A 22,912-nucleotide genomic window follows, 5' to 3' on the forward strand; every position below is an offset into this window, starting at 1 on the left:
CCCCACGAGCACGACCTCCCTGGACGAGCACGATGCCGACGGCGCCCGTCCCGTCCAAGGAGGTTGTGCTCGTCGTTCGAGGCGGACCCACGGGACCGGCCCGGCTGCCGCCTGACACAATGGCGCCCGTGACGAGCACGGACGAACGCAGCAGTAACGCAGCCACCGAGAGGCCGACCACCCGCGTCGCGGACCCGTGGCCGGCTCCCACCGCAGCCGGACCGCTCGACGCCGTCGTGCCGCTGCCGGGCTCGAAGTCCCTCACCGCCCGTGCGCTCGTCCTCGCGGCCGTCGCCGACGCCCCCACCGAGCTCACCGGGGTCCTGCGCTCACGCGACACCGATCTCATGGTCTCGGCCCTCACCACCCTCGGTGCCCGCGTCGAGCGCCTCGACGCCACGGGACCGCGTCTGCGCGTCACGCCAGCAGCGCTCCCCCTCCCAGTCGCCACCGGCCCCGACGGCGCGGCGCACGTCGACTGCGGGCTCGCGGGCACGGTCATGCGCTTCGTCCCGCCACTCGCCACCCTCGCTGACGGTCCCGTCATCTTCGACGGCGACGCCGGAGCGCGTCTGCGCCCTCTCGGACCGGTCCTCGACGCACTGTCAGCCCTCGGCGCCGAGGTGACCTGGCTCGGCGAGCCGGGGCACCTGCCCGTGCGGGTCGGCCCCGGCAACGGAGGCTTGCTCAAGCCTGGCGGCACCATGAACCCCGGCGAGCCGCACCGCGTCGCCGTCGACGCCGAGGGCTCCTCGCAGTTCCTCTCCGCGCTCCTGATGCTCGGCCCCCTCGTCCCGGGCGGGCTCGCCCTCACGCCGACCGGTCACGTCCCCTCCCTCCCCCACGTCGCCATGACGGTCGCCTCCCTGCGCGGGCGCGGCGTCACCGTCGACGAGCCGGACGCGGACGTGCCCGAGGGCGAGCGCACCTGGACGGTCCGTCCAGGCCGCCCCGCGGGCGGCGCCGTCTTCATCGAACCGGACCTGTCCAACGCCGGTCCCTTCCTCGCCGCGGCCCTCGTCGCGGGCGGATCCGTCACCGTACCCGCATGGCCCTCCACCACGACCCAGGCCGGCGACGCCTGGCGCGATCTCCTCCCCCGCCTCGGCGGTCGGGTCTCGCTCGCCGACGTCGACGACGGGCTCGCCCTCACGGCTACCGGCGACGGCGCCGCCTCGCTCACCGGCATCGACGCCGACCTCTCGGCCGTCGGCGAGCTCGCTCCCACCGTGGCGGCCCTGGCAGCCCTTGCCTCCGCGAACGGGCAGGCCTCACGCCTCACCGGCATCGCCCACCTGCGGGGTCACGAAACGAACCGGCTCGCCGCCCTCGTCACCGAGATCCAGCGAGTCGGAGGACTCGCCCGGGAGACCGACGACGGCATCGAGATCGACGCCCTGCCCGCCGGCGCCGCGCTCCACCCGGCCGTCCTGGAGACCTACGCCGACCACCGGATGGCGACCTTCGCCGCTCTCCTGGGCGTCGGGATCCCGGGCTGCCAGGTGGTCGACGTCGCCTGCACCTCGAAGACCCTCCCGAACTTCCCCGCCATGTGGACGACTCTTCTCGAGCCGAGATCGGGACATCCTGACCTCGAGATCGGGACATCCGAACCACGAGATCGGTCACTCGCCCCTGCCTCCGACGGAGAGACCCACTGATGGCCCGCCGCGACACGGGCACCGACGACCCGCGCGTCCGCGTCCGTCCCAACCGCCGCGGCTCGCGCCCGCGCACGAAGCAGCGCCCCGCCCACGAGGACGCCGTCATCGGCATGGTCACCCGCATCGACCGGGGCCACTACCGCATCCGCCTCGAGGACCCCTCCCTCACCGAGGACGGCACCGGCGACATCACCGCGATGAAGGCCCGCGAGCTCGGTCGGGGGAAGGTCGTCGTCGGGGACCGTGTCGGCGTCGTCGGCGACGTCTCGGGCCGCAAGGACACGCTCGCCCGCATGGTCCGGGTCGAGGAGCGCCGCACGCTCCTGCGCCGGTCCGCCGAGGACGGCGACGCCGCCGGCACCGAGCGCCCGGTGGTCGCCAACGCGGAGCTCCTCGTCATCGTCACCGCCGTCGCGGACCCCGAGCCGCGACCGCGCATGATCGACCGCTACCTCGTGGCCGCCTACGACGCGGGGATGGAGCCCCTCCTCGTCCTCACCAAGTCCGACCTCGCCGACGCGGGTCCGCTCCTCGCGCTCTACGAGCCGCTCGGCGTGGCCTCCGTCGCGACGCACCTCGAGCGCGCTGTCCGTGAGGCCGGCCCCGACGGCGCCGCCGCGGCCGGGACGGGTGTCGACGCGGTGCGCGAGCGCATCGCCGGCCGCACGAGCGTGTTCGTCGGCCACTCCGGCGTGGGCAAGTCGACCCTCATCAACGCGCTCGTCCCCGAGGCGCACAGGGTCACCGGGCACGTGAACGAGGTGACGGGCCGCGGCCGACACACCTCGACGAGCCTTCAGGCGGTCGCGCTGCCTGGCGGCGGCTGGGTCATCGACACCCCGGGAGTGCGCTCCTTCGGGGTTGCGCACGTCTCGAGCGCCGACGTCCTGCGCGGGTTCCCGGACCTGGCCGAGGTGGCCGAGGACTGCCCGCGCGGCTGCACCCACGACGAGGGCGTCATCGACTGCGCGCTCGACGAGTGGGCCGCCGCGACCGACGTCGACGACGCCGTGCGCGAGCAGCGGGGCAGCCGCGTCGCCTCCCTCCGCCGGCTCCTCGCGCCCTCGCTCGAGGCGGAGGACCCGACGCTCCCCAGTGGTCACCACCGCTGAGCGCACACACCTGCCCGAGAGCGGCGACTCCGTGACAATTCCGCGCCCGGGACCCGCACGATAACGGCGCGAACAACGCGTTCTGGGACCTTTTTCCGCTTCAGAGTCGTGACAAAGGTTAGGGTGGTGGCATGTCAGAAGCCCCCACGCGACTCCCGCGCCCGTCCTGGGCGGACCTCTCGGCCCGCTCAGACCTGTCGGTGGCGCGCCGCAGGGTCCTGGAGACCATCGAGTCGGCCGACGAGCCGATGACCGCCGCTGAGGTGGCTGAGAGGCTCGACCTCCACCACAACACGGTGCGAGAGCACCTCGACGCCCTTGTCGAGGCGGGCTTCGTCGAGGTCTCCACCAGGCCGACGGGTCGGCGCGGCCGCCCCGCCCTGCGCTACGCCTCGACCGCACCGGACCCCGCCCAGGTCCTCGACTCCTACCTCACCCTGCTCGACGCCATCGCCGACACTCTCGGGACGGGCCCCGAGGCCCAGCGCCTCGCCCGCGAGATCGGTCGACGGTGGGCTCAGCTGACACCGCTCTCCGAGGCCGACGCGGCGACCGCCGGGGCCCCGAACGCCCTCACGCGCGCGACGGCGCTGCTTCCCGACCTGTCGACGATGGGCTTCGCCCCCGACGTCGCCGGCGAGGAGATCGTCCTCAAGGCGTGCCCGCTCGTGACGAGGGACCGCGTCCCGCACTCGCTCGTCTGCCTCATGCACGAGGGCTTCCTCAACGAGGTGCTCGCCGAGCAGGGCCGTGGTCTGAGCCCGGCGAACGACCCGGGTTCCCGCACGCACCTGTCCGTCGTCCCGCTGGTGGACGACGGCTGCCACGTCCTCGCGAGCGACGAGCCCGCGACGGTCTGAGTAGGCCGTCTCCTGAGCCCCGCCGCGTCCCAGAAAGGCGGGGCTCAGGCCGTCGCCCTGAGGATCCCCTTGGCGCCCTTCTCCATGTCGGCGAAGGCGTGGGTGACGATCGAGTAGCTGCCCGCCGCAGGCACCTCGGCCTCGACGAAGCCGCCCTGGGCGGGCTGGAGGGCGAGGGCCTGCGAGCCGCCGTGCCAGGCTCGCCCGAGCTCGTCGGGGCCGCCGAGGAGGTAGGCGCCCTCGGAGAAGACGGTGTCGAACTGGAGCCCGACGACGTGGAAGGAGCTGGGCAGGCTCGGGCCGGCGTCGAGCACCCAGAAGCGGACGCGCTCGCCGGCCCTGGCGGCCAGCGGCTCGAGTGCGTACTGGAAGGCGACGCCGTTGAAGCTCATGAGGTCCGGCGTCTTGGCGGAGATCTTCGCGGTGTCGGGGGTGCCGCCCTCGGGCCCGAGGTAGGTCTCGGACTGGATGAGGAGGTACTCCCTGTCGACGTCGGCGAGGCCGTCGGGGTCGATGATGACGGCGCCGTACATGCCGGCGGCCAGGTGCTCGCTCATGGGGACCGTCGAGCAGTGGTAGAGCCAGATGCCTGAGTGCTGGGCGGTGAACTTGTAGACGAGGCTCTCGCCGGGGTCGATGGAGCGCATGGTGTCGTCCGGGGACACCATGCCGGCGTGGAAGTCGATCGAGTGGCTCATCTCGCCCTTGTTGACGAGGGTGATCTCGAAGGTGTCGCCGACGTGCCCGCGCAGGACCGGGCCGGGCGCGGTGCCGTTGTAGGTCCAGCGGGTCTGAGTGACACCGGCCCCGACGTAGGCGTCGGCGACCTCGGTGACGGTGAGGGTCTCGCTGTGGGTCGTGGCCGTGGGCGCGGGGTCGAGGGCGGCGTCCCACGGGGTGAAGCCGTGGGGCAGGGCGGCGGAGAGGTCGGGGACGGCGTCGGAGCCCGTGCTCGCCGCGGAGGTTGCTGTCGCTGAGGCGGCTGCGCTGGCGCCGTCGGCGGTGACGTGGAGGACCATGCCCTGGGCGCGGTGGCCGGCGATGGAGCACCAGCCCTCGACGGGCCCGGGGATGACGCCGGCGTCGAGCGTGGCGCTCGCTCCGGCGGCGACGCGCCCCGTGGTGAGGCTCGTGCCGTCGACGTCGAGGACGAGGTCGTGGACCTGGTCGGCGGTGTTGTCGAGGGTGAGGACGAGGCGGTCGCCGACGCTCACCTCGACGGTCTCGGGCACGAAGCGCATGCCGTTGACGGTGATCGTCTGGCGGACGGTGCGGCCGGTGGGGGTGACGCCGTCGGCGCCCGAGCCGCTGGTGGAGCTGGAGCCGTGCTCGTGGGCGGCGTAGGCGGAGCCGACGACGACGGCCGCGCCCGCCGTGACGAGACCCATGAGGGCGCCGCGGCGGTCGGTCGCGCGAGCCGCCTGACGGGCGGCCTCGGTGTCCTGCGCGGAGGAGCCGGCTCGGCCGCGCCCGACCGCGGGCGCGGTGCCGGAGGTGACGGCGCCCCGGTGCGCGGCGCCTCGGGCGCGTCCCGACGCGCCGGGGGTCGATGACGTGGGGGTCGATGACGCAGCGTCGTCCTGCGCGGGCTCGTCGGCGTCACTCATCGGTGTGCTCCTCGGTCTTCTTCTGGGCGGGTGCGGGAGTGAGGATGGTCGTGGGACCGCTCGTCCTGCGGTCGGAGGCACTCGACGGACGTGACGACAGTCCGCCGACAGGGAGCATGCTGCCCCCCGTCGCACCCTTGGGCGGTCCGACCGGGATGCTGAGGGCGACGACGTCGTCGTCCTTCTTGCGGGAGCGGCGGACGAGCTCGCGGCCGGACAGGCCCATGCCGACGAGGACGTAGCAGGCGACCGCGCCGGCGACGAGGGCGGCGGTGGCGCGCACGGGCCAGCTGAGGAAGGGCAGGACGGCGAGGAGCAGGCAGGCGTTCGACGCGGTGACGCGGTAGGCCGCGGCCCGGTCCATGATCGCGTTGATCGCCCGGGTGGTGGCGGGTCCGCCGCCGAGCATGACGGGGGTGAGGTAGGACAGCGCCGCGGCGAGGACCTGGAGGGCGAAGCCGGCGCCGAGGGCGACGCGCACCCCGTGGATGACGTCGCGGGCGCCTGAGGCGTCGCCGGCGAGGGTGATGCCGATCCCGATCCTCACGACGCAGGCGAGGAACCAGACGACGGCGGCGGCCGCGGAGGCCGTCGCGAAGGAGGACGGCGGGACGCGCCGGGCGGTCCGCACCGCGGGGACGACGACGCCGCAGGCACCGGCGAGGTAGACGAGGGCGCCGACGGCGGCGAGCGGCGCCCAGAGGCCGGAGCACGCGAGGAGGACGGTCCCGACGACGATGACGGGCAGACCGCGGCTCGTCCAGCGCGGCGCCTCGACCTCCATCTTGGTGCGCAGCATCGTCGGCCACAGCACGGTGAGGGTGCCGAGCACGGTGGTGCCGACGAAGCCGAGGAGCATGGTCATCGTGTGGGAGACGTAGAGGACGTCGGCGAGGTGGACGCCGCCCCGCGCCTCCGCCCAGCTCGTGAGGTAGCCGAGGGTGGCACCGACGGCGAGGAGCAGGAGGGCGACGGCGTAGTGGACGGCGAGGGCTGCCAGGCGCGGGGCGACGGCGCGCCGGTACTGGACGCCGATGGCGAGCACGCCGGCGAGCGCGGCGAGCATGACGACGGTGACGCCGACCATCGCGAGGACCTGCCAGCCGGCCGTGATCCCGATGAGGACGAGGAGGCTGCCGGCGCTGTGCGCGTAGAGGCGGGCGTCGAGGAGGGCGGCTCCGCCGAGTGCCGGGCGGTGCAGGAGGGTGTCCGCGAAGTGCGCGGACCAGATGGTGATCGCGGAGCCGATGCCGCCGAGGAGGACGGTGTGCAGCGGCAGCCACTGGCCCCAGCTCGCAAGCGGTCCGCCGACGACGAGGAGGGCGAGGACGGCGGCGGCCACGACCCAGGCGAGCACGACGGCGTTGCGCCGGACCTGGGTGTTCCGGCGGGTGTGACGCTGGGCGGGCAGGCGCTGGGTGCCGGGGGTGGCGAAGCCGGCGCCGGGGCGACCGCTGGCGCTGGAGGCGGGCTGCTCGCCCGGACGGCCGGGGCTTCCGGGCACGCCGACGGAGATGGACATTCAGGCCCTCCTGTCGGGCGCTGGGGTGATGTGCGTGGAGGAAGCGACGGGCTCGGGCCCCGGGGAGGGACGGGCGCTGGTCGCTCGGACCGTCGCTCCGCTGCGGCGGGTCCTCGTGATGGACCCGGAGGCCAAGGCGCTCACGACGACGATGGCGAGGAAGACGAGGATCGCGGCGACGCCGAGCGCCCCGCCGGTCTGCCACGGCCCGGCGGCGCCGACGGCGAGGCCGATGACGCGGGCGGCGAGCCCGAGGTGCAGCAGGGCGTAGGGCAACCACATGAGCGGGTGGTAGGGCAGGCGCCGGTGGACGATGGCGGGGACGATCGTCGGCGCGTGCGCCAGGATCATGGAGAAGGCGTAGCCCAGCGCCAGGCAGTGGATGACGATCTCGTAGGCGGCGCCGGTCCCGCCGTCGATACTCGTGAGGGTCCAGACGACGCCGGCGAGAGCCAGCCAGACGTAGCCGGCGAGCATGGAGGCGGCCATGAAGCGAGGTCCCCCGCTGGCGCGGATCGTGCGGCGGGCGACGTCGTAGTACGTCATGACGACCGCGAGCGCGAGGAGGGCGGGGCCGAGGACGAGGTGCGCGGCGTCGGTGACGGGCAGGAGGCAGGCGGCGAGGAGGGCGAGGGCGGACAGGCCGCGGACGGTCCCCTCGACGCCGTCGCCGAGGAAGGCGACGCGGGCGAGCTCGAGCCGCTCCCCCACGATGGTGAGCACGGGGAAGAGGAGCCAGAGGGGGACCGCGGCGGGGACGGCCTGTGCCGCGGAGGTGCCCGACGCTCCGGCGGCGAGCCACTGGAGGTCGCCGAGGGCGAGTGCGATGGCGCCGAGGGACTCGACGTCGCCGGCGACGGATGGTGCGCGCCGGTGGACGGCGACGTAGATGCCGCACAGGGCGAGAGCCCCGGCGAGGACGACGGCGCAGCCGAGGAGCGCGGGGGCGCCGGCCAGGAGGAGCAGGCAGCCGAGGGCGGATCCGAGCGGAGCGAGGAAGGCCCAGGGGGCGCGGGCGGCGACGGCGCGCTCGAGGGCGATGACGGTGCCGAGGAAGCCGACGAGCATGAGGGGGCCGTGGAGGTCGGAGAGCTCGGCGCCGCTCACGGGCGCGGGGAGCCCGACGCGCAGGAGGGCGGCGTCGAGGCCGGCGAGGAGGCAGGCGGCGCCGAGGAGCAGGCAGATGAGCCGGGGCCAGACGCGGGTCGTGAGGACCTCTGCGCTCTTCGACACACCCACCCCTCTGTTTTTCACAAGAGCAACCGTAATAATATAGTCGCGTACCGGGCAATGCTCTCACGGCGCGCTCCGTGTCACGTCGGACGCCAACGAGGCCGCCCACCACCCGCCGTACCACGAGCGCGGCGCACCCACAAACGAGAGGAACCTCAATGAGCGAGAACCCGAACCTCATCCCGATCCAGGAGAAGCACTCCGGCGGCTGCTCCTGCGGCGAGCACGACTCCGGCCGTCTCACCCTCGACGCCCGCGAGATCCCGCACCGTCTGCGTCACGCCGCCGTCATCGGCGCCGCCTCCTCCCTCAACGTGGGCGAGGGCTTCGACCTCGTCGCCCCGCACGTCCCCACCCCGCTCCTCACGCAGATCGACCAGCTGCCCTTCACGTTCCAGCACACCCTCCTGGAGCAGGAGGACGGCTTCGCCCGCGTCGAGATCCTCCGCGTGGCCTGACCCGCCGCAGGACCGACCGGACGCCCGCCCCGCCCCTGGCGCCGGACGGGCGTCCGGTTATCCTCACCCCATGACTTCCGCCGACGTCCGCACGAGGGGGAGCAGCGCCGCGCCCGTGGCGCTGCCGATGCCCCTGCGCCGCGACGCCGTCGCCGCCCCCTGGTCCCCTGACCAGGTCCCTGAGGTCCCGACGACCGCCGACGGCGCCGTCCCCGACCACCTCACCGACCGCTTCGGACGCACCGTGCGCGACCTGCGCCTGTCCGTCACGGACCGGTGCAACCTGCGCTGCACCTACTGCATGCCCGCCGCGGGCCTCGAGTGGCTCCCGAGCGAGTCCCTCCTCACCGTTGAGGAGCTGGGTCGGCTCGCGCGCATCGCCGTCGAGAGGCTCGGCGTCGAGCGGATCCGTCTCACGGGCGGCGAGCCGCTCATGCGCCGCGACCTCGAGGAGATCGTCGCCGCGGTCGCCTCGCTGCGCACCCGCCGCACCGGCGAGGCCCCCGACGTCGGCCTCACCACGAACGGCCTCGGCCTGGACAAGCGGGCGGAGGGCCTGCGCGCCGCCGGGCTCAGGCGCGTCAACGTCTCCATCGACACCCTCGACCCCGAGGAGTACGCCCGCACCACGCGCCGCGACCGCCTCGACGACGTCCTGCGCGGCGTCGCGGGCGCCCAGGCGGCGGGGCTTGACCCGATCAAGGTCAACGCCGTCGCCATGCCGGGCACCGTGGACCGGCGCGCTCCCGAGCTTCTCGGGGAGTGCCTGCGCCGCGGCTGGAGCCTGCGATTCATCGAGCACATGCCGCTCGGTCCGCGCGAGTCGTGGCAGCCGGAGGACGTCGTCGGCGTCGCCGACGTGCTGGCCTCGCTCGAGGCCGCCGGCTACGAGCTGACTGAGGTGGGGCGCCCCGACCGCCGCCCGGCCGCCCTGTGGGACGTCGCCGCGGGCACCGACCGCGGGGGCCACGAGCACCCGGCAGGCCGCGTCGGCATCATCGCCTCGGTGACCGCCCCCTTCTGCGAGGACTGCGACCGCACGCGGGTCACCGCGGACGGGCGCCTCATGACCTGCCTCTTCTCCTCGACGGAGACGGACCTGCGCGGCCCCGTGCGCGCGGGCGCCACCGACGACGAGCTCATCCGCATCTGGGCGGGCGCCACCTGGCACAAGCCCCTCGGGCACGGCACGAACGAGCCCTGGGAGGCGCCAGACGGCTTCGTCCGCCCGGCGCGCACGATGTCCGCGATCGGCGGCTGAGCCCGCCGGCCCGCGCGCTGCGCGCGGGTCCCCGCACGGCGCACTGCCCGCGCCCCTCCCCCATCCACCAGCCTCGAGACAGGAGCCTCGTTGAGCACTGAGTCCTCCACCGGGACGATCTCGGTCGAGATCCACTACTTCGCGGCCGCCGCCGAGGCCGCCGGACGGACCGAGGAGCGCCTCGACGTCGCCGAGGGCACGACCCTCGCGGCGCTGCGCGAGGAGCTGGCCGGGCGCGGCCTCGCGATGGCGAAGGTCATCGGGGTGTCGAGCTACCTCGTGAACTCGATGTCGACGCCGCCGGACTCGCTGACGCCGCTGGCCGACGGCACCCGGGTCGACGTCCTACCGCCTTTTGCGGGCGGCTGAGCCCGCGGCAGCACAGCGGGCGGCAGCACCGCAGGCGCTCCCGCTCAGGCGATGTTGGACCACTCCTTGGAGCCGTCCTCGAAGAGCTGGTGCTTCCAGATCGGCAGGCGCTTCTTGACCTCCTCGACCGCCTCGCGCAGCGCGTCGAAGGCGGGCGCGCGGTGGTCGGCGCTCACGGCGACGCCGAGCGCGGTCTCCCCGATGCGCAGGTCCCCGACGCGGTGGACGACGGCGACGGCGCGCAGACCGGGACGCGCCGCGACCTCCTCGGCGATGGTCCGCACGATCTCGTCGGCACTGGGGTGCGAGGAGTAGGTCAGGCCGATGACGCCACGACCGCCGTCGTGGTCGCGCACGACGCCGTCGAAGGTGAGGACCGCTCCGGCGGCACGGTCCCCGACGGCGTCGGCGAGCTCGGAGACGCTGATCGGCTCCGAGGTGACCTCGGCACGGACGATCCGCGCGCTCAGCCTGTCGTCGGCGGGCACCTTCTCGCTCACTGCTCCTCCTCGGGACGGGTCCGGGACTGCCCCGAGACGCTACACGTACCCACCCGGGCACGGCACCCGTGGGCGGGTGCGTCGGTCGAGCGGATGCGGGCATGATGGGGACCCCGGGCGCGCCCCGCCCGCAACCGACTCATCGAGGAAGGGACCTCATGCCCGAGCTGCTGCCGCTGGAAGACTACGTCGCCGAGGTGCTGGCCTCCCTCACGCCGCTCGAGCCCGTCGAGGTCCCGCTCGCCGAGGCCCACGGCCTCGTGCTCGCCGAGGACGTCACCGCGGCCCTCCCGGTGCCGCCGTGGACGAACTCCTCCATGGACGGTTACGCCGTGCGCGCCGCCGAGAGCGCGGGCGCCTCACCGGAGAACCCGGTCCTCCTGCCCGTGACGGGCGACGTCCCCGCGGGCGCCGCGCCCGAGCCTCTCGCGCCGGGGACGGCGCAGCGCATCATGACCGGCGCGATGCTGCCCGAGGGTGCGGACGCCGTCGTCAAGGTGGAGGACACGGACCAGGAGCCGGGCAGCCACCCGCTGCCCGAGCGCGTCGGGATCATGGCCGAGGTCGGCGTCGGGCTCGCGATCCGTCAGGCGGGCGAGGACGTCGCCGTCGGCGACCCCGTCATGGCGGCCGGGACGGTCCTGTCCGCCACCGCCGTCTCCTCGCTGGCGAGCGTCGGCCGCGGCACGGTCACGGCGTTCCCCCGGGTGCGCGTCGCCGTCGTCTCGACCGGCGCCGAGCTCGTCGACCCCGGCGAGTCCCTGCCCACGGGTGCGGTCCCGGACTCCAACAGCCTTCTCATCGCCGGGCTCGTCGAGGAGAACGGTGAGGCCGTCGCCTCCGTCCACCGCTCCGGCGACACCGCCGAGGCGCTCTCAGCGGTGCTGGCCCGGGCCGCCGACGGCGCGGACCTCATCGTCACCTCCGGAGGAGTCTCGGCCGGCGCCTTCGACCCGCTCAAGATGCTCGCGGACGCCTCCCGTGAGGGCTCCCAGGCCGGTGCCGACGTCGTCCTCACCTTCTCGAAGGTCGCCATGCAGCCGGGCAAGCCGCAGGGCCACGGCACCGTGCGCGCCTCCGACGGTCGCGAGGTGCCGATCATCATGCTGCCGGGCAACCCGGTGAGCGTCCTCGTGTCCTTCACGACGATCGTCGCCCCGGCGCTGGCCCGCCTCGACGGGCACGACGGCGTCGCGCTCGCTCCCGCCACCACCTCCGACGGCGTCGACCAGTCCGCGGCCACCGCGCTCACCCCGGCCCGCGCCGGCACCGCGCTTCCGGTGCGCACACGCGCCGGGATCTCCTGGAGGACCGCCGGGAGCCGCCGCCAGCACGTCCCTGTGCGCCTCATCGAGAGGCCCGCCGACCTGCCCGAGGGCACCGACGCCGCGCCGCAGGACGTCTGGGTGACCCGCTGGGTGGCGCCGACGCACCGCCTGGGCTCGGGCTCGCACCTCGTCGCCTCCCTGCCGGCGGCGCAGGCCCTCGCCGTCGTCCCCGCGAACACGCCGGCCGTCGAGCCGGGCGACGAGGTCGGGCTCATCGCGCTCGCCTCCCCCGCCGCTCCCGGCGGCGCGCAGCTCCCGGTCCGCTCGGGCGCCCCCGTGCCGCCGCACGCGCCCGAGCAGCCGACCGCCTGACCCTCGAGACACGTCCAGGAGACAGCCGTGACCGACCCGTCCCAGATCCGCCTCACCCACCTCGACGACGCCGGGGCCGCCTACATGGTCGACGTGACCGCCAAGCAACCGACGGTCCGGACCGCGAGCGCGACCGCCTTCGTGGCCTGCGCCCCGAACATCGTCGCGGCGCTGCGCGACGGCACGGTCCCGAAGGGCGACGTCCTCGCGGTGGCGCGGATCGCGGGTATCGCCGCAGCGAAGAAGGTCCCGGACCTGCTGCCGCTCGCCCACGTCATCGGCGTCCACGGCTGCTCGGTCGACCTCGCCGTCGAGGACGAGGGCGTCCGGATCGAGACGACGGTGCGCACCGCGGACCGCACCGGCGTGGAGATGGAGGCCCTCACGGCCGCGACGGTCGCGGGTCTCGCGATCGTCGACATGGTCAAGGGCGTCGACCGCTCCGTCGCGCTGCGCGAGGCGAAGGTGACCGCGAAGTCCGGCGGCCGCTCCGGCGACTGGGTCCGTCCCGATGACGCCGTCTGAGCCTCGGGCCCCCGCCGGAGCCTCCTCACCCCGAACGCGCGGTACCAGCGGCAGCGTCGGCGGCGCTGGCGCAGTCGGCGTCGTCGTGCTGGCGGGCGGGACCGGACGCCGCCTGGGCGGGGTCTCCAAGCCCGACGTCGTCGCCCGCGGCGAGCGCCTGCTCGACCACGTCCTCGCGGGGATCGAGTCGCTGCGCGCCCCGCTGGGGCTCGGCGGGGTCGTCGTCGTGGCGCCCGAGGAGGTCGCCCTGCCGGTCGGCGTCCTGCGAGCCCTCGAGGACCCGCCGCTCGGCGGACCGGTCGCCGGCCTCGCGGCGGGGCTCCTCGCGCTCGCCCACGTCTCCGACGGCGCCGAGGCCGCTGACGGCCCGGTACCGCTCACGGCCGTCCTCACCTGCGACGCCCCGGACTCCTACCGGGCGCTGCCCGCCCTCCTCGTCGCCGCACAGGACGCCCCGGAGCGCGACGGCGCCGTCGCCGTCTCCGGACGGGGCGCGGACCGGCACACGCAGTACCTCCTCGGCGTCTACCGCACGGCACGGCTCAGTGCCGTCGTCGCTCCGGGCGGGCGCCCGCTCCGGGACGTCGCCGTGCACCGGACCCTGCGGGCCCTCGACGTCGTCGAGCTCGCTGAGGACGCCGTGCGCGACGCCTCGCGGGACCTCGACACCTGGCAGGACGTGCACGACTGGGAGCGAGCCGGCGGAGGTCCTTCCGGGGACGCGACCGTCCGCTGAGCCCGCGAGGCCGGTCGGCGCCGCTAGCACGCGGGCGCGCCCCTGGGACTGCGCCCGCCCCAGAGTCGGAACCGGGCGCGCGCGGAGCGCCCGAGAACGACGGAGCCGCCCGGCGCCGTGGAGCGCTGGGCGGCTCCGGGTCGGCTCAGCGACGACCTCAGTGGTCGCCGCCGCCGAGCTGCTCGAGGACGTGCGGGACGAGCGGGCCGATGACGGCGACGGTGTCCTTGACCCCGCCGCGCGACCCGGGGGCGTTGACGACGAGCGCGCCCGCTGAGTCCCGGGACGTGACGCCCACGAGCCCGCGGGAGAGCCCCGCGAGCGGCGTCTTGGCCAGGCCGTAGGAGCGGACCTGCGCCTCAAGGCCCTCAAGGCGGGTCTCGAGGAGCGGCGCGGTGCCCTCCGGGGTGAGGTCGCGCGGGGTGACACCGGTGCCGCCGGTCGTGAGGATGACCCGCGACCCCGTCGCGACGGCCTCGCGGATCGCCTGGGAGACGGACTCGACGCCGTCGGGGACGACCTGGACGTCCTGGACGAGGACGCCGTGCTCAGCGAGCAGGCGCATGGCGAGCGGGCCGGAGAGGTCATCGCGCTCGCCGGATGCGCAGCGGTCGGAGACGGTGATGACGGCACCGCGCACCTCGTGCTCGAGGGGCTGCAGGCTCTTCTGGACGACCTCATCGGCGCTCGGCTGGGAGCCGGGGCGGGCGCCCTCGCCCGGACCGTGCGCGGAGCCGCCGTGGGCGTGCTCGTGGAAGTGACTCATGGGCACCACGCTACCCGGGCCCCGACGCAGCCCAATAGCGAAGCCCCCTATTATTTAAAACAAAGCATCCCGTGAGAAATCCGGGTGCGGAGAACCCGCGTCCTACCGGGGAAAACACGCCGTTGTCCAACCGGCTACCGGTCGAGTGCATCATGAGCCCAGCACGTGCCGAGGGCCACCCCGCCGACGGCGCCGCCACCGGCTCCGGCACCCCGCCCACCGCACCGACGCACGGGCCCGCGAGCCCTCCAGGTCATCAGCACGACGTCACTCAACAGGAGACCACATGAGCAGCGAGATCCCGCTCGACACCTCGGGGAAGGTCCTCCAGGGCTGGAACCCCGAGGACCCGGAGCACTGGGACTCCAAGATCGCCTGGCGGACCCTGGCCATCTCGACCTTCTCGATGGTCATCGCCTTCTGCGTCTTCTTCCTCGTCTCGGCCATCGCCCCGAAGCTCAAGCTCATCGGCTTCGACCTCACCAAGGGCCAGCTCTACTGGCTCACCGCCATGCCCGGCCTGTCCGGCGGGCTCATCCGCCTCATCTACATGTTCCTGCCGGCCCCCCTGGGCACGCGCAAGCTCATCGGGATCTCCTCGATGCTCTACCTGATCCCGATGATCGGCTGGTTCTTCGCCGTCCAGGACGTCCACACGCCCTACGCCGTCCTCCTCCTGCTGTCCTTCCTCTGCGGCGTCGGCGGCGGCACCTTCTCCGGCTACATGCCCTCGACCGGCTTCTTCTTCCCGAAGCGACTGTCAGGCACGGCCCTCAACCTCCAGGCCGGCATCGGCAACCTCGGCATGTCGATCATCCAGATCGTCGGCCCCTGGCTCATGGGCTTCGGCCTCCTCGGCATCACCTTCATCGCCCCGCAGCGCCAGGCCGGCAACGAGGCGATCTTCGTCCACAACGCCGCGATCTTCTTCGTGCCGTGGACGATCCTCGCCGCGATCCTCGCCTTCGCCTACCTCAAGGACGTCCCGGTCAAGGCGAACTTCCGCCAGCAGATCGACATCTTCTCCAACCCGAACACGTGGTTCATGACCATGCTCTACGTGCTCACCTTCGGGCTCTTCTCCGGCTTCTCCGCCCAGTTCGGCCTCCTCATCAACAACACCTTCGGCGCCTCGTCCCACCTCGCCGAGCTCGGCTTCAAGGACCTGCCGCTGGGTGCCACCTACGCCTTCCTCGGCCCCCTCATCGGCTCGATCGTCCGCGTCGCCTGGGGCCCGCTGTGCGACAAGCTCTCCGGCGGCCTGTGGACCTTCGTCTCCGCCGTCGGCATGGCCGTCACCCTCGGCTGGGCCGCCCTCTACCTCCACCCGAGCGACCCGTCCCAGTTCACGCCCTTCCTGTGGGCGATGCTCGCCATGTTCTTCTTCGCAGGCATCGGCAACGCCGGCACCTTCAAGCAGATGCCGATGATCATGCCCAAGACCCAGGCCGGCGGCGCCATCGGCTTCACCGCCGCCATCGCCTGCTTCGGGCCCTTCCTCGTCGGCGTCGCCCTGTCCTCTATGGACGCCGCCACCTGGTTCTGGATCTCCGCCGCCTACTCGGCCCTGTGCGCCGTCGTCTGCTGGATCCGCTACGCCCGTCCGAACGCCCCCTTCCGGGGCTGACGCCACGGCCCGGTCCGCCCGCTCAGAGCGGACCGGGCCGAACCGCTTTCCGACCACCACCTCCACCGCACCGATCGAAGGACCTCGATGAGCACCGTGCACGAGCCCCTCGTCCCCAGCGACGACACCCAGGTCGAGACCGCCCCAGGGCTGTTCTCCCTCGGCTCCTACCTCCGCAAGGGCAAGGCGTCCAAGGACGGCCGCCGACTCTTCCTCGAGGGCGGCCGCGAGGCCGACACCTTCTACCGGCACCGCTGGAGCCACGACAAGATGGTCCACTCCACGCACGGAGTGAACTGCACGGGCTCGTGCGCCTGGGAGGTGTACGTCACCGACGGCGTCATCACCTGGGAGAAGCAGATCACCGACTACCCGACCACCGGGCCGGACATGCCGGAGTACGAGCCGCGCGGCTGCCCCCGCGGCGCCGCCTTCTCCTGGTACACCTACTCCCCCACCCGCATCCGCTACCCCTACGTGCGCTCCGTCCTCCTGGACGCCTTCCGCGAGGCGCGAGCCCGCCACGACGGCGACGCCGTCGCCGCCTGGGCCGAGGTCACCGGGAACCCCGAGACCGCCCGCGCCTACAAGTCCGCCCGCGGCAAGGGCGGCATGGTGCGCGTCGGCTGGGACGAGGCCATGGACATCATCGCCGCGGCCTACGTCCACACGATCCGCACCTGGGGCCCGGACCGCTGCGCCGGCTTCTCCGTCATCCCCGCCATGTCGATGCTCTCCTACGGCGCCGGCTCGCGCTTCCACGAGCTCATCGGCGGCACGATGCTGTCCTTCTACGACTGGTACGCGGACCTGCCGCCCGCCTCCCCGCAGGTCTTCGGCGACCAGACCGACGTCCCCGAGGCCGGCGACTGGTACAACTCGCAGTTCCTCATCATGTGGGGCTCCAACCTCCCAGTCACCCGCACCCCCGACGCCCACTTCATGACCGAGGCCCGCTACCACGGCCAGAAGGTCGTCGCCGTCTCCCCCGACTACGCGGACAACACCAAGTTCGCCGACCAGTGGCTGCGCGTCGCCCCCGGCACCGACGGGGCCCTCGCCATGGCGATGGGGCACGTCATCCTCAAGGAGTTCCACGTGGGGCGGCGCGAGCCCTACTTCCTGGACTACATGCGCCGCCACACCGACGCACCCTTCCTCATCGAGCTCGACGAGCGCCCCGAGGGCGGCTACGTCCCCGGCCGCTTCGTCACCGCCGACGGCGTCGACGGCGTCGCCGAGGGCGCCCCCAAGAACGCCTTCCGACCGCTGGTCTGGGACCGCGAGCGCGGCCCCGCCGACCCCGGCGGCACCCTCGCCGACCGCTTCACCCCGGAGGGCGAGGGCCGCTGGAACCTCCTCATGGAGGGCGTCGACGCGATCATGAGCATCGACGACCTCTCCGGGCAGCGCGAGGTCCTGCCGACCGAGGTGCTCCTCCCCCGCTTCGACCTGCCCGCCTCCAAGACCCCCACCGGGAGCGTCGGCGGCGGCGTCGTCCACCGCGGCGTCCCCGCCACGCGACTGGCCGACGGCCGCCTCGTCACCACCGTCTACGACGTCCTGCTCGCCAACTACGCCGTCGAGCGCCCCGGCCTGCCCGGCCAGTGGCCCGCCGACTACCAGGACGCCACCGTCCCCGGCACCCCCGCCTGGGCCAGCGAGATCACCGGCGTCGCCGGCCCCGCCGCCATCCGCGTCGCCCGCGACTTCGCGCAGAACGCCGTCGAGTCCCAGGGCCGCTCGCAGGTCATCATGGGCGCCGGGATCAACCACTACTACCACGCCGACGAGATCTACCGGACGATCCTCGCCCTCACCTCCATGTGCGGCACCCAGGGCGTCAACGGCGGCGGCTGGGCCCACTACGTCGGGCAGGAGAAGGTCCGCCCGATCGGCGGCTGGTCCATGTTCGCCTTCGCCCTCGACTGGGCCCGCCCGGCCCGACAGATGATCTCGACCGCCTTCTGGTACCTCACCACCGGCCAGTGGCGCTACGACGACACCCCCGCCGACCGCCTCGGCTCACCGCTGGGTACCGGAGATCTCGCGGGCAAGTCCGCCGCCGACACCATGGTCGAGTCCATGAAGCGCGGCTGGATGCCCTCCTACCCGACCTTCAACCGCAACCCGCTCCTCCTCGGCCAGCAGGCCGCTGAGGCCGGGATGAAGCCCGCCGAGTACGTCGCCGACCAGCTGAGCAAGGGCGAGCTGCGCTTCGCCTGCGAGGACCCCGACGCCGAGGAGAACTTCCCGCGCATCCTCGCCTCCTGGCGCACGAACCTCCTCGGCTCCTCCGCCAAGGGCACCGAGTTCTTCCTGCGCCACATGGTGGGCGCGGACAACGACGTCAACGCCGTCGAGACCCCCGAGGACCGCCGCCCCAAGTCGATGACCTGGCGCGAGGCCCCCCAGGGCAAGCTCGACCTCATGTGGACCGCGGACTTCCGCAACACCTCCACCACCCTGCACTCCGACGTCGTCCTGCCCGCCGCGACCTGGTACGAGAAGTACGACCTGTCCACGACGGACATGCACCCCTTCATCCACTCCTTCAACATGGCGATCAACCCGCCGTGGGAGGCGCGCAGCGACTTCGACATCTACCAGCAGCTCGCGCGCATGGTCTCGCAGTGGGCACCGACGTACCTCGGCACCCAGACCGACGTCGTCGCCGCCCCGCTCAGCCATGACACGCCCGACGCCATGACCATGGCGCACGGCGACGTGCGCACCCTGCCCGAGGGCTGGGTCCCCGGCGTCACGATGCCCAAGCTCGTCCCCATCGAGCGCGACTACACGCAGATCCTCAACAAGTTCAACACCGTCGGCCCGCTCGTGGAGTCCCCCGGCATCCCCGCCAAGGGCATCATGCTGGTGGCCGACAAGGAGATGGAGAAGCTGCGCCGCGCCCACGGGACCGGCACCGGCGCGGGCGAGGACCGCCCGCTCATCGACACCCCCATCAGGGCCGGCGACGCCGTCATGCACATGTCCGGCGCCACCAACGGCCGCCTCGCCACCCAGGGATGGGGCACGCTGTCGAGGCGGACCGGCACCGACCTCGTCGAGCTGAGCGAGGAGGAGGCCGGCAAGCAGATCACCTTCGCGGACACGCAGGTCAAGCCCCAGCCGGTCATCACCACCCCCGAGTGGTCCGGCTCCGAGCACGGCGGGCGCCGCTACAGCGCCTTCGTCGTCAACGTCGAGCACCACAAGCCGTGGCACACGCTCACCGGCCGCATGCACTACTACCTCGACCACGACTGGATGCGGGACATGGGCGAGTCCCTCCCGCAGTTCCGTCCGCCGCTGGACCTCGCGAGCCTCTACGGCGAGCAGGCCCCCGGCACGGTCTCCCAGTCCGGGGCGGGCACCGCGCAGGTCGCCGTCCGGTACCTCACCGCGCACAACAAGTGGGCGATCCACTCCCAGTACTACGACAACCTCCACATGCTCACCCTGGGCCGAGGCGGTCAGACCATCTGGATGAGTCCCCAGGACGCCGAGAAGATCGGCGTGAGGGACAACGAGTGGGTCGAGGCCTACAACCGCAACGGCAACGTCGCGGCCCGCGCCATCGTCTCGCACCGCATCCCCGAGGGCATGGTCTTCATGTACCACGCCCAGGAGCGCACGATGAACACCCCGCTCACCGAGGAGTCCGGCCGTCGAGGCGGCACGCACAACTCGCTCACGCGCATCGTCCTCAAGCCCAGCCACTTCGCGGGCGGCTACGCCCAGCTCTCCTACGCGTTCAACTACATCGGCCCGACCGGAAACAACCGTGACGAGGTCACGCTCATCCGCCGCCGCGTCAACCAGGAGGTGACCTTCTGATGAAGGTGATGGCCCAGATCGGCATGATCATGAACCTCGACAAGTGCATCGGCTGCCACACGTGCTCCGTCACGTGCAAGCAGGCGTGGACGAACCGCGAGGGCACCGAGTACATGTGGTTCAACAACGTCGAGACCCGTCCCGGCGTCGGCTACCCCAAGGGGTGGGAGGACCAGGACAGGTGGAAGGGCGGCTGGAGGCGCACCCGCAACGGTCGCCTCGTCCCGCGCGGCGGCGGCCGTCTGCGCAAGCTCGCCACCATCTTCGCCAACCCGGACCTGCCCGGCGTCGAGGACTACTACGAGCCCTGGACCTACGAGTACGACAAGCTGCTCTCGGCCCCCAAGGACTCCCCCGCGCTGCCCGTGGCCCGTGCCAAGAGCCAGCTCACCGGCGACTACATGTCGAAGATCGAGTGGGGCCCGAACTGGGACGACGACCTCGGCGGCTCCATGGAGACCCTCGCCGAGGACCCGGTCCTCGCCGGCATGAACGAGAAGGTCCGCACCCAGATCGACCAGACCTTCATGTTCTACCTGCCGCGCATCTGCGAGCACTGCCTCAACCCCACCTGCGTCTCGGCCTGCCCGAGCGGCGCCATGTACAAGCGCTCCGAGGACGGCATCGTCCTGGTCGACCAGGACCGCTGCCGCGGCTGGCGCATGTGCGTCTCCGCCTGCCCGTACAAGAAGGTCTACTTCAACCACACCACGGGCAAGGCCGAGAAGTGCACCCTGTGCTACCCGCGCCTCGAGGTCGGCCAGCCGACCGTCTGCTCCGAGACCTGCGTGGGCCGCCTGCGCTACCTCGGCGTCCTCCTCTACGACGCCGACCGCGTCTCCCAGGCCGCCGCCGTCGAGGACCCCCAGGACCTCTACATGGCCCAGCGCGAGATCCTCCTCGACCCGCGCGACCCGGAGGTCATCGCCTCCGCACGCGCCGAGGGCGTCCCGGAGTCCTGGATCACCGCCGCGCAGGAGTCCCCGCTGTGGGACCTCATCCAGACCTACGAGGTCGCCCTGCCGCTGCACCCCGAGTACCGCACCATGCCGATGGTCTGGTACATCCCGCCGCTGTCCCCCGTCGTCGACGAGGTGGCCGCGGCCGGGATGGACGCCGAGGACCACCGCGTCCTCCTCTCCGCCGTCTCCGACATGCGCATCCCGCTGGAGTATCTCGCCGGGCTCTTCACCGCCGGCGACACGAACCCCGTCGAGAAGTCGCTGCGCCGCCTGGCGGCCATGCGCTCCCACATGCGCGACGTCGACCTCGGTACCACCCCGGACCCGGCGATCGCCGCATCGGTGGGCACCACCGGCGAGCGGCTCGAGGCCATGTACCGCCTCCTCGCCATCGCCAAGTACGACGACCGCTACGTCATCCCCACGAACAAGCCCGAGGTGCCCCGAGGCATGGAGGCGATGGGCGACGACGTGCGCACCCTGCTGGGCGACGGCGCCCCCGAGGCCTGCCACACCGCCGACGTCGCCTCCTTCCACGGCCAGCCCGGCTCCGGCCGCGTCGCCCTGCCGATGCCCTCCGTGCGCCCCTCCCCCGTGCCGGCCGCGGGTCCGGGCCTCGCGGGGGTCGGCTCCAGCGGCGAGGGTCGGTCATGACGACCTTCGTGCGCGCCCCGCGCGTGCTCGCGGCCCCGGAGCCCGTGGCCGTCACCTCCGCCCAGCGCGCGACGACCCACATGATCGCCTCCCTCCTCCTCGACTACCCCGAGGAGACCACGATCAGCGACCGGCTGGGCGCCTCCGAGGCCGCCCTCGCCGGCCCGGACGCACCGCCGGAGCCCGTGGCCGCAGCCCTGCGCCGCTTCATCACGGCCGCCCATGACATGGGGCCCCGGGCGCTCGCCGAGCACTACGTCGAGACCTTCGACCGCCGTCGGCGCTGCTGCCTGTACCTCACCTACTACGCGGTGGGCGACACCCGGCAGCGCGGCAGCGCGATCCTCGCCTTCAAGGAGGCGCTCGCAGCAGCGGGCTGGGGGATGACGAACGACGAGCTGCCGGACTACCTGCCGGTCGTCCTCGAGCTCTCGGCGCGCTCGGGCGACGAGATCGCCGACGTCCTCCTGTCCTCCCACCGCGAGGGCATCGAGGTGCTGCGCGCCGCCCTCACGGACGCGCGCAGCCCCTACACGGACCTCGTCGAGGCCGTCTCCATGACGCTGCCGGAGATCGACGAGGCCACCGCGGACCGGATCAGGGCGCTCGTCGCGGCCGGCCCGCCCACGGAGACCGTCGGCGTCACCGACGTCCTGCCCTTCCCGACACTCCCCGTCCGGAACGCCCTCGCCGGGCTCGCTCCGGCAGCCGCCACCCAGGAGACCCGCTCATGAGCACCTTCGAGTCCGCCGTCCTGTGGACGGCACTGCCCTACGCGTCCCTCACCCTGCTCGTCGTGGGGCTCGTGTGGCGCTACCGCACGGACCAGTTCGGCTGGACGAGCCGCTCCTCCCAGTGGAACGAGTCCGCCATCCTGCGCTGGGCCAGCCCCCTGTTCCACTTCGGCATCATCTTCGTGGCCCTCGGTCACGTCATGGGCCTCCTCATCCCGAAGAGCTGGACCGAGGCCGTCGGGATCCCGGAGCACGTCTACCACCTCATGGCGATGATCCCGGGGTCGATCGCCGGACTCATGACCCTCGTGGGCCTCGCGGGCCTGCTGTACCGCCGCTTCGTCGTAAGGTCCGTGCGCTTCGCGACCACCCGCAACGACAAGGTCATGTACTGCTTCCTCCTCGTCCCGATCCTCCTCGGCTCGTGGGCGACGATCACGACGCAGCTCCTGGGCGGCGCCGACGGCGGCTACGACTACCGCCAGACGATCAGCCCCTGGCTGCGCTCGGTCCTGTCCTTCCACCCGGACACGGCCCTCATGGCGGGCGTGCCGCTCGCCTTCAAGCTCCACGTCGTCGCGGCCTTCCTCCTCTTCGCGATCTGGCCCTTCACGCGCCTCGTCCACGTGGTCTCGGCCCCGGTCGGCTACGTGACGCGCCCCTACGTCGTCTACCGCACCCGCGAGGCGTCGGTCTCCGCCGCCCCGGTCCGGCGCGGCTGGCAGCCGGTGCGCACGCAGGGCACCGGCAACCAGGGCTCCGACGACGTCGCCGCCTCCCGCGGCGCCTGAGCACGGTCCCAGAGCCCGGTCCCAGCCAGCGGGCCGAGCACCCTCCACACG

General features: G+C 73.0%; 19 protein-coding genes. 14 read left to right on the forward strand and 5 right to left on the reverse strand.

What is annotated here, in order from left to right:
- Positions 1–128 precede the first annotated feature (128 nt).
- The 3 genes from aroA to IXW69_RS00515 all read left to right on the forward strand — a co-directional run bounded on the left by aroA (position 129) and on the right by IXW69_RS00515 (position 3,636).
- Positions 129–1,661 (forward strand): 3-phosphoshikimate 1-carboxyvinyltransferase, encoded by a 1,533-nt coding sequence (aroA, locus tag IXW69_RS00505; protein WP_323745090.1) that lies wholly within the window; start codon positions 129–131, stop codon positions 1,659–1,661.
- Positions 1,661–2,776, forward strand: coding sequence for a ribosome small subunit-dependent GTPase A (gene rsgA, locus IXW69_RS00510; protein WP_194784435.1), 1,116 nt, complete (start codon positions 1,661–1,663; stop codon positions 2,774–2,776). The genes aroA and rsgA overlap by 1 nt, the downstream gene beginning before the upstream one ends.
- Positions 2,777–2,907: 131 nt before the next feature.
- Positions 2,908–3,636, forward strand: coding sequence for a helix-turn-helix transcriptional regulator (locus IXW69_RS00515; protein ID WP_194784436.1), 729 nt, complete (start codon positions 2,908–2,910; stop codon positions 3,634–3,636).
- Positions 3,637–3,680: 44 nt separating this feature from the next.
- On the opposite strand, the gene IXW69_RS00520 is transcribed toward IXW69_RS00515, so the two are convergent.
- Genes IXW69_RS00520 through IXW69_RS00530 form a run of 3 tightly spaced genes read right to left on the reverse strand, consistent with a single transcriptional unit; the run spans position 3,681 to position 8,004 of the window.
- Complete coding sequence (locus IXW69_RS00520; RefSeq protein ID WP_194784437.1) at positions 3,681–5,243, reverse strand: multicopper oxidase domain-containing protein; 1,563 nt, start codon at positions 5,241–5,243, stop codon at positions 3,681–3,683.
- Positions 5,236–6,765 carry a hypothetical protein gene (locus tag IXW69_RS00525; protein WP_228524396.1) on the reverse strand — a complete coding sequence of 510 codons (1,530 nt, stop codon included), beginning with the start codon at positions 6,763–6,765 and terminating at the stop codon, positions 5,236–5,238. The genes IXW69_RS00520 and IXW69_RS00525 overlap by 8 nt, the downstream gene beginning before the upstream one ends.
- On the reverse strand, positions 6,766–8,004 hold the full coding sequence (locus IXW69_RS00530; RefSeq protein ID WP_407646500.1) for a hypothetical protein: 1,239 nt from the start codon (positions 8,002–8,004) through the stop codon (positions 6,766–6,768).
- 152 nt (positions 8,005–8,156) lie between these two features.
- Between IXW69_RS00530 and IXW69_RS00535 the strand changes: the two genes are divergently transcribed.
- The 3 genes from IXW69_RS00535 (at position 8,157) to IXW69_RS00545 (ending at position 10,086) form a co-directional block, all read left to right on the forward strand.
- A complete protein-coding gene (locus IXW69_RS00535; protein WP_194784438.1) occupies positions 8,157–8,456 on the forward strand; it encodes a DUF2249 domain-containing protein in 300 nt (99 codons plus the stop codon).
- Positions 8,457–8,526: 70 nt separating this feature from the next.
- The gene (gene moaA, locus IXW69_RS00540; protein ID WP_194784439.1) at positions 8,527–9,717 is read left to right on the forward strand and encodes a GTP 3',8-cyclase MoaA; all 1,191 of its coding nucleotides are present in this window, start codon (positions 8,527–8,529) and stop codon (positions 9,715–9,717) included.
- Between the two features lie 90 nt (positions 9,718–9,807).
- A complete protein-coding gene (locus tag IXW69_RS00545; protein WP_194784440.1) occupies positions 9,808–10,086 on the forward strand; it encodes a MoaD/ThiS family protein in 279 nt (92 codons plus the stop codon).
- A gap of 44 nt (positions 10,087–10,130) precedes the next feature.
- Here the strand turns inward: IXW69_RS00545 and IXW69_RS00550 are convergent, their stop codons facing one another.
- Positions 10,131–10,586: a molybdenum cofactor biosynthesis protein MoaE gene (locus IXW69_RS00550; RefSeq protein WP_323745092.1), complete on the reverse strand. Its 456-nt coding sequence runs from the start codon at positions 10,584–10,586 to the stop codon at positions 10,131–10,133.
- Positions 10,587–10,744: 158 nt separating this feature from the next.
- Here IXW69_RS00550 and IXW69_RS00555 point away from each other — a divergent pair, with 158 nt between their 5' ends.
- From IXW69_RS00555 to mobA, 3 genes are read left to right on the forward strand one after another with little or no spacing between them, the layout of a single operon-like run.
- On the forward strand, positions 10,745–12,226 hold the full coding sequence (locus IXW69_RS00555; protein ID WP_194784441.1) for a molybdopterin molybdotransferase MoeA: 1,482 nt from the start codon (positions 10,745–10,747) through the stop codon (positions 12,224–12,226).
- Between the two features lie 27 nt (positions 12,227–12,253).
- On the forward strand, positions 12,254–12,751 hold the full coding sequence (gene moaC / locus IXW69_RS00560; protein ID WP_194784442.1) for a cyclic pyranopterin monophosphate synthase MoaC: 498 nt from the start codon (positions 12,254–12,256) through the stop codon (positions 12,749–12,751).
- Positions 12,738–13,487: a molybdenum cofactor guanylyltransferase gene (gene mobA / locus IXW69_RS00565; protein WP_194784443.1), complete on the forward strand. Its 750-nt coding sequence runs from the start codon at positions 12,738–12,740 to the stop codon at positions 13,485–13,487. Before moaC ends, mobA begins: the two co-directional genes overlap by 14 nt.
- Before the next feature lie 157 nt (positions 13,488–13,644).
- Here mobA and IXW69_RS00570 read toward each other — a convergent pair whose 3' ends face one another.
- Positions 13,645–14,253 carry a MogA/MoaB family molybdenum cofactor biosynthesis protein gene (locus IXW69_RS00570; RefSeq protein WP_194784444.1) on the reverse strand — a complete coding sequence of 203 codons (609 nt, stop codon included), beginning with the start codon at positions 14,251–14,253 and terminating at the stop codon, positions 13,645–13,647.
- Between the two features lie 286 nt (positions 14,254–14,539).
- On the opposite strand from IXW69_RS00570, the gene IXW69_RS00575 reads away from it, so the two are divergent.
- The 5 genes from IXW69_RS00575 to narI all read left to right on the forward strand — a co-directional run bounded on the left by IXW69_RS00575 (position 14,540) and on the right by narI (position 22,861).
- A complete protein-coding gene (locus IXW69_RS00575; RefSeq protein ID WP_194784445.1) occupies positions 14,540–15,880 on the forward strand; it encodes a nitrate/nitrite transporter in 1,341 nt (446 codons plus the stop codon).
- Positions 15,881–15,967: 87 nt separating this feature from the next.
- Positions 15,968–19,720 (forward strand): nitrate reductase subunit alpha, encoded by a 3,753-nt coding sequence (locus tag IXW69_RS00580; RefSeq protein WP_194784446.1) that lies wholly within the window; start codon positions 15,968–15,970, stop codon positions 19,718–19,720.
- Complete coding sequence (gene narH / locus IXW69_RS00585; RefSeq protein WP_194784447.1) at positions 19,720–21,336, forward strand: nitrate reductase subunit beta; 1,617 nt, start codon at positions 19,720–19,722, stop codon at positions 21,334–21,336. The genes IXW69_RS00580 and narH overlap by 1 nt, the downstream gene beginning before the upstream one ends.
- Positions 21,333–22,070, forward strand: a complete 738-nt coding sequence (narJ, locus tag IXW69_RS00590; RefSeq protein WP_194784448.1) for a nitrate reductase molybdenum cofactor assembly chaperone — start codon at positions 21,333–21,335, stop codon at positions 22,068–22,070. The genes narH and narJ overlap by 4 nt, the downstream gene beginning before the upstream one ends.
- The gene (narI, locus tag IXW69_RS00595; protein WP_194784449.1) at positions 22,067–22,861 is read left to right on the forward strand and encodes a respiratory nitrate reductase subunit gamma; all 795 of its coding nucleotides are present in this window, start codon (positions 22,067–22,069) and stop codon (positions 22,859–22,861) included. Before narJ ends, narI begins: the two co-directional genes overlap by 4 nt.
- Positions 22,862–22,912 lie beyond the last annotated feature (51 nt).

This window comes from Actinomyces haliotis, from assembly GCF_015355765.1.
GTDB classification, from domain to species: domain Bacteria; phylum Actinomycetota; class Actinomycetes; order Actinomycetales; family Actinomycetaceae; genus Actinomyces; species Actinomyces haliotis.

Coding starts and splice junctions, on each gene's coding strand:
- rsgA (WP_194784435.1), top strand. CDS start 1,661: ATGGCCCGCCGCGACACGGGCACCGACGACCCGCGCGTCCGCGTCCGT.
- IXW69_RS00515 (WP_194784436.1), top strand. CDS start 2,908: ATGTCAGAAGCCCCCACGCGACTCCCGCGCCCGTCCTGGGCGGACCTC.
- IXW69_RS00520 (WP_194784437.1), bottom strand. CDS start 5,243: ATGAGTGACGCCGACGAGCCCGCGCAGGACGACGCTGCGTCATCGACC.
- IXW69_RS00525 (WP_228524396.1), bottom strand. CDS start 6,765: ATGTCCATCTCCGTCGGCGTGCCCGGAAGCCCCGGCCGTCCGGGCGAG.
- IXW69_RS00535 (WP_194784438.1), top strand. CDS start 8,157: ATGAGCGAGAACCCGAACCTCATCCCGATCCAGGAGAAGCACTCCGGC.
- moaA (WP_194784439.1), top strand. CDS start 8,527: ATGACTTCCGCCGACGTCCGCACGAGGGGGAGCAGCGCCGCGCCCGTG.
- IXW69_RS00555 (WP_194784441.1), top strand. CDS start 10,745: ATGCCCGAGCTGCTGCCGCTGGAAGACTACGTCGCCGAGGTGCTGGCC.
- mobA (WP_194784443.1), top strand. CDS start 12,738: ATGACGCCGTCTGAGCCTCGGGCCCCCGCCGGAGCCTCCTCACCCCGA.
- IXW69_RS00570 (WP_194784444.1), bottom strand. CDS start 14,253: ATGAGTCACTTCCACGAGCACGCCCACGGCGGCTCCGCGCACGGTCCG.
- IXW69_RS00575 (WP_194784445.1), top strand. CDS start 14,540: ATGAGCAGCGAGATCCCGCTCGACACCTCGGGGAAGGTCCTCCAGGGC.
- IXW69_RS00580 (WP_194784446.1), top strand. CDS start 15,968: ATGAGCACCGTGCACGAGCCCCTCGTCCCCAGCGACGACACCCAGGTC.
- narH (WP_194784447.1), top strand. CDS start 19,720: ATGAAGGTGATGGCCCAGATCGGCATGATCATGAACCTCGACAAGTGC.
- narJ (WP_194784448.1), top strand. CDS start 21,333: ATGACGACCTTCGTGCGCGCCCCGCGCGTGCTCGCGGCCCCGGAGCCC.
- narI (WP_194784449.1), top strand. CDS start 22,067: ATGAGCACCTTCGAGTCCGCCGTCCTGTGGACGGCACTGCCCTACGCG.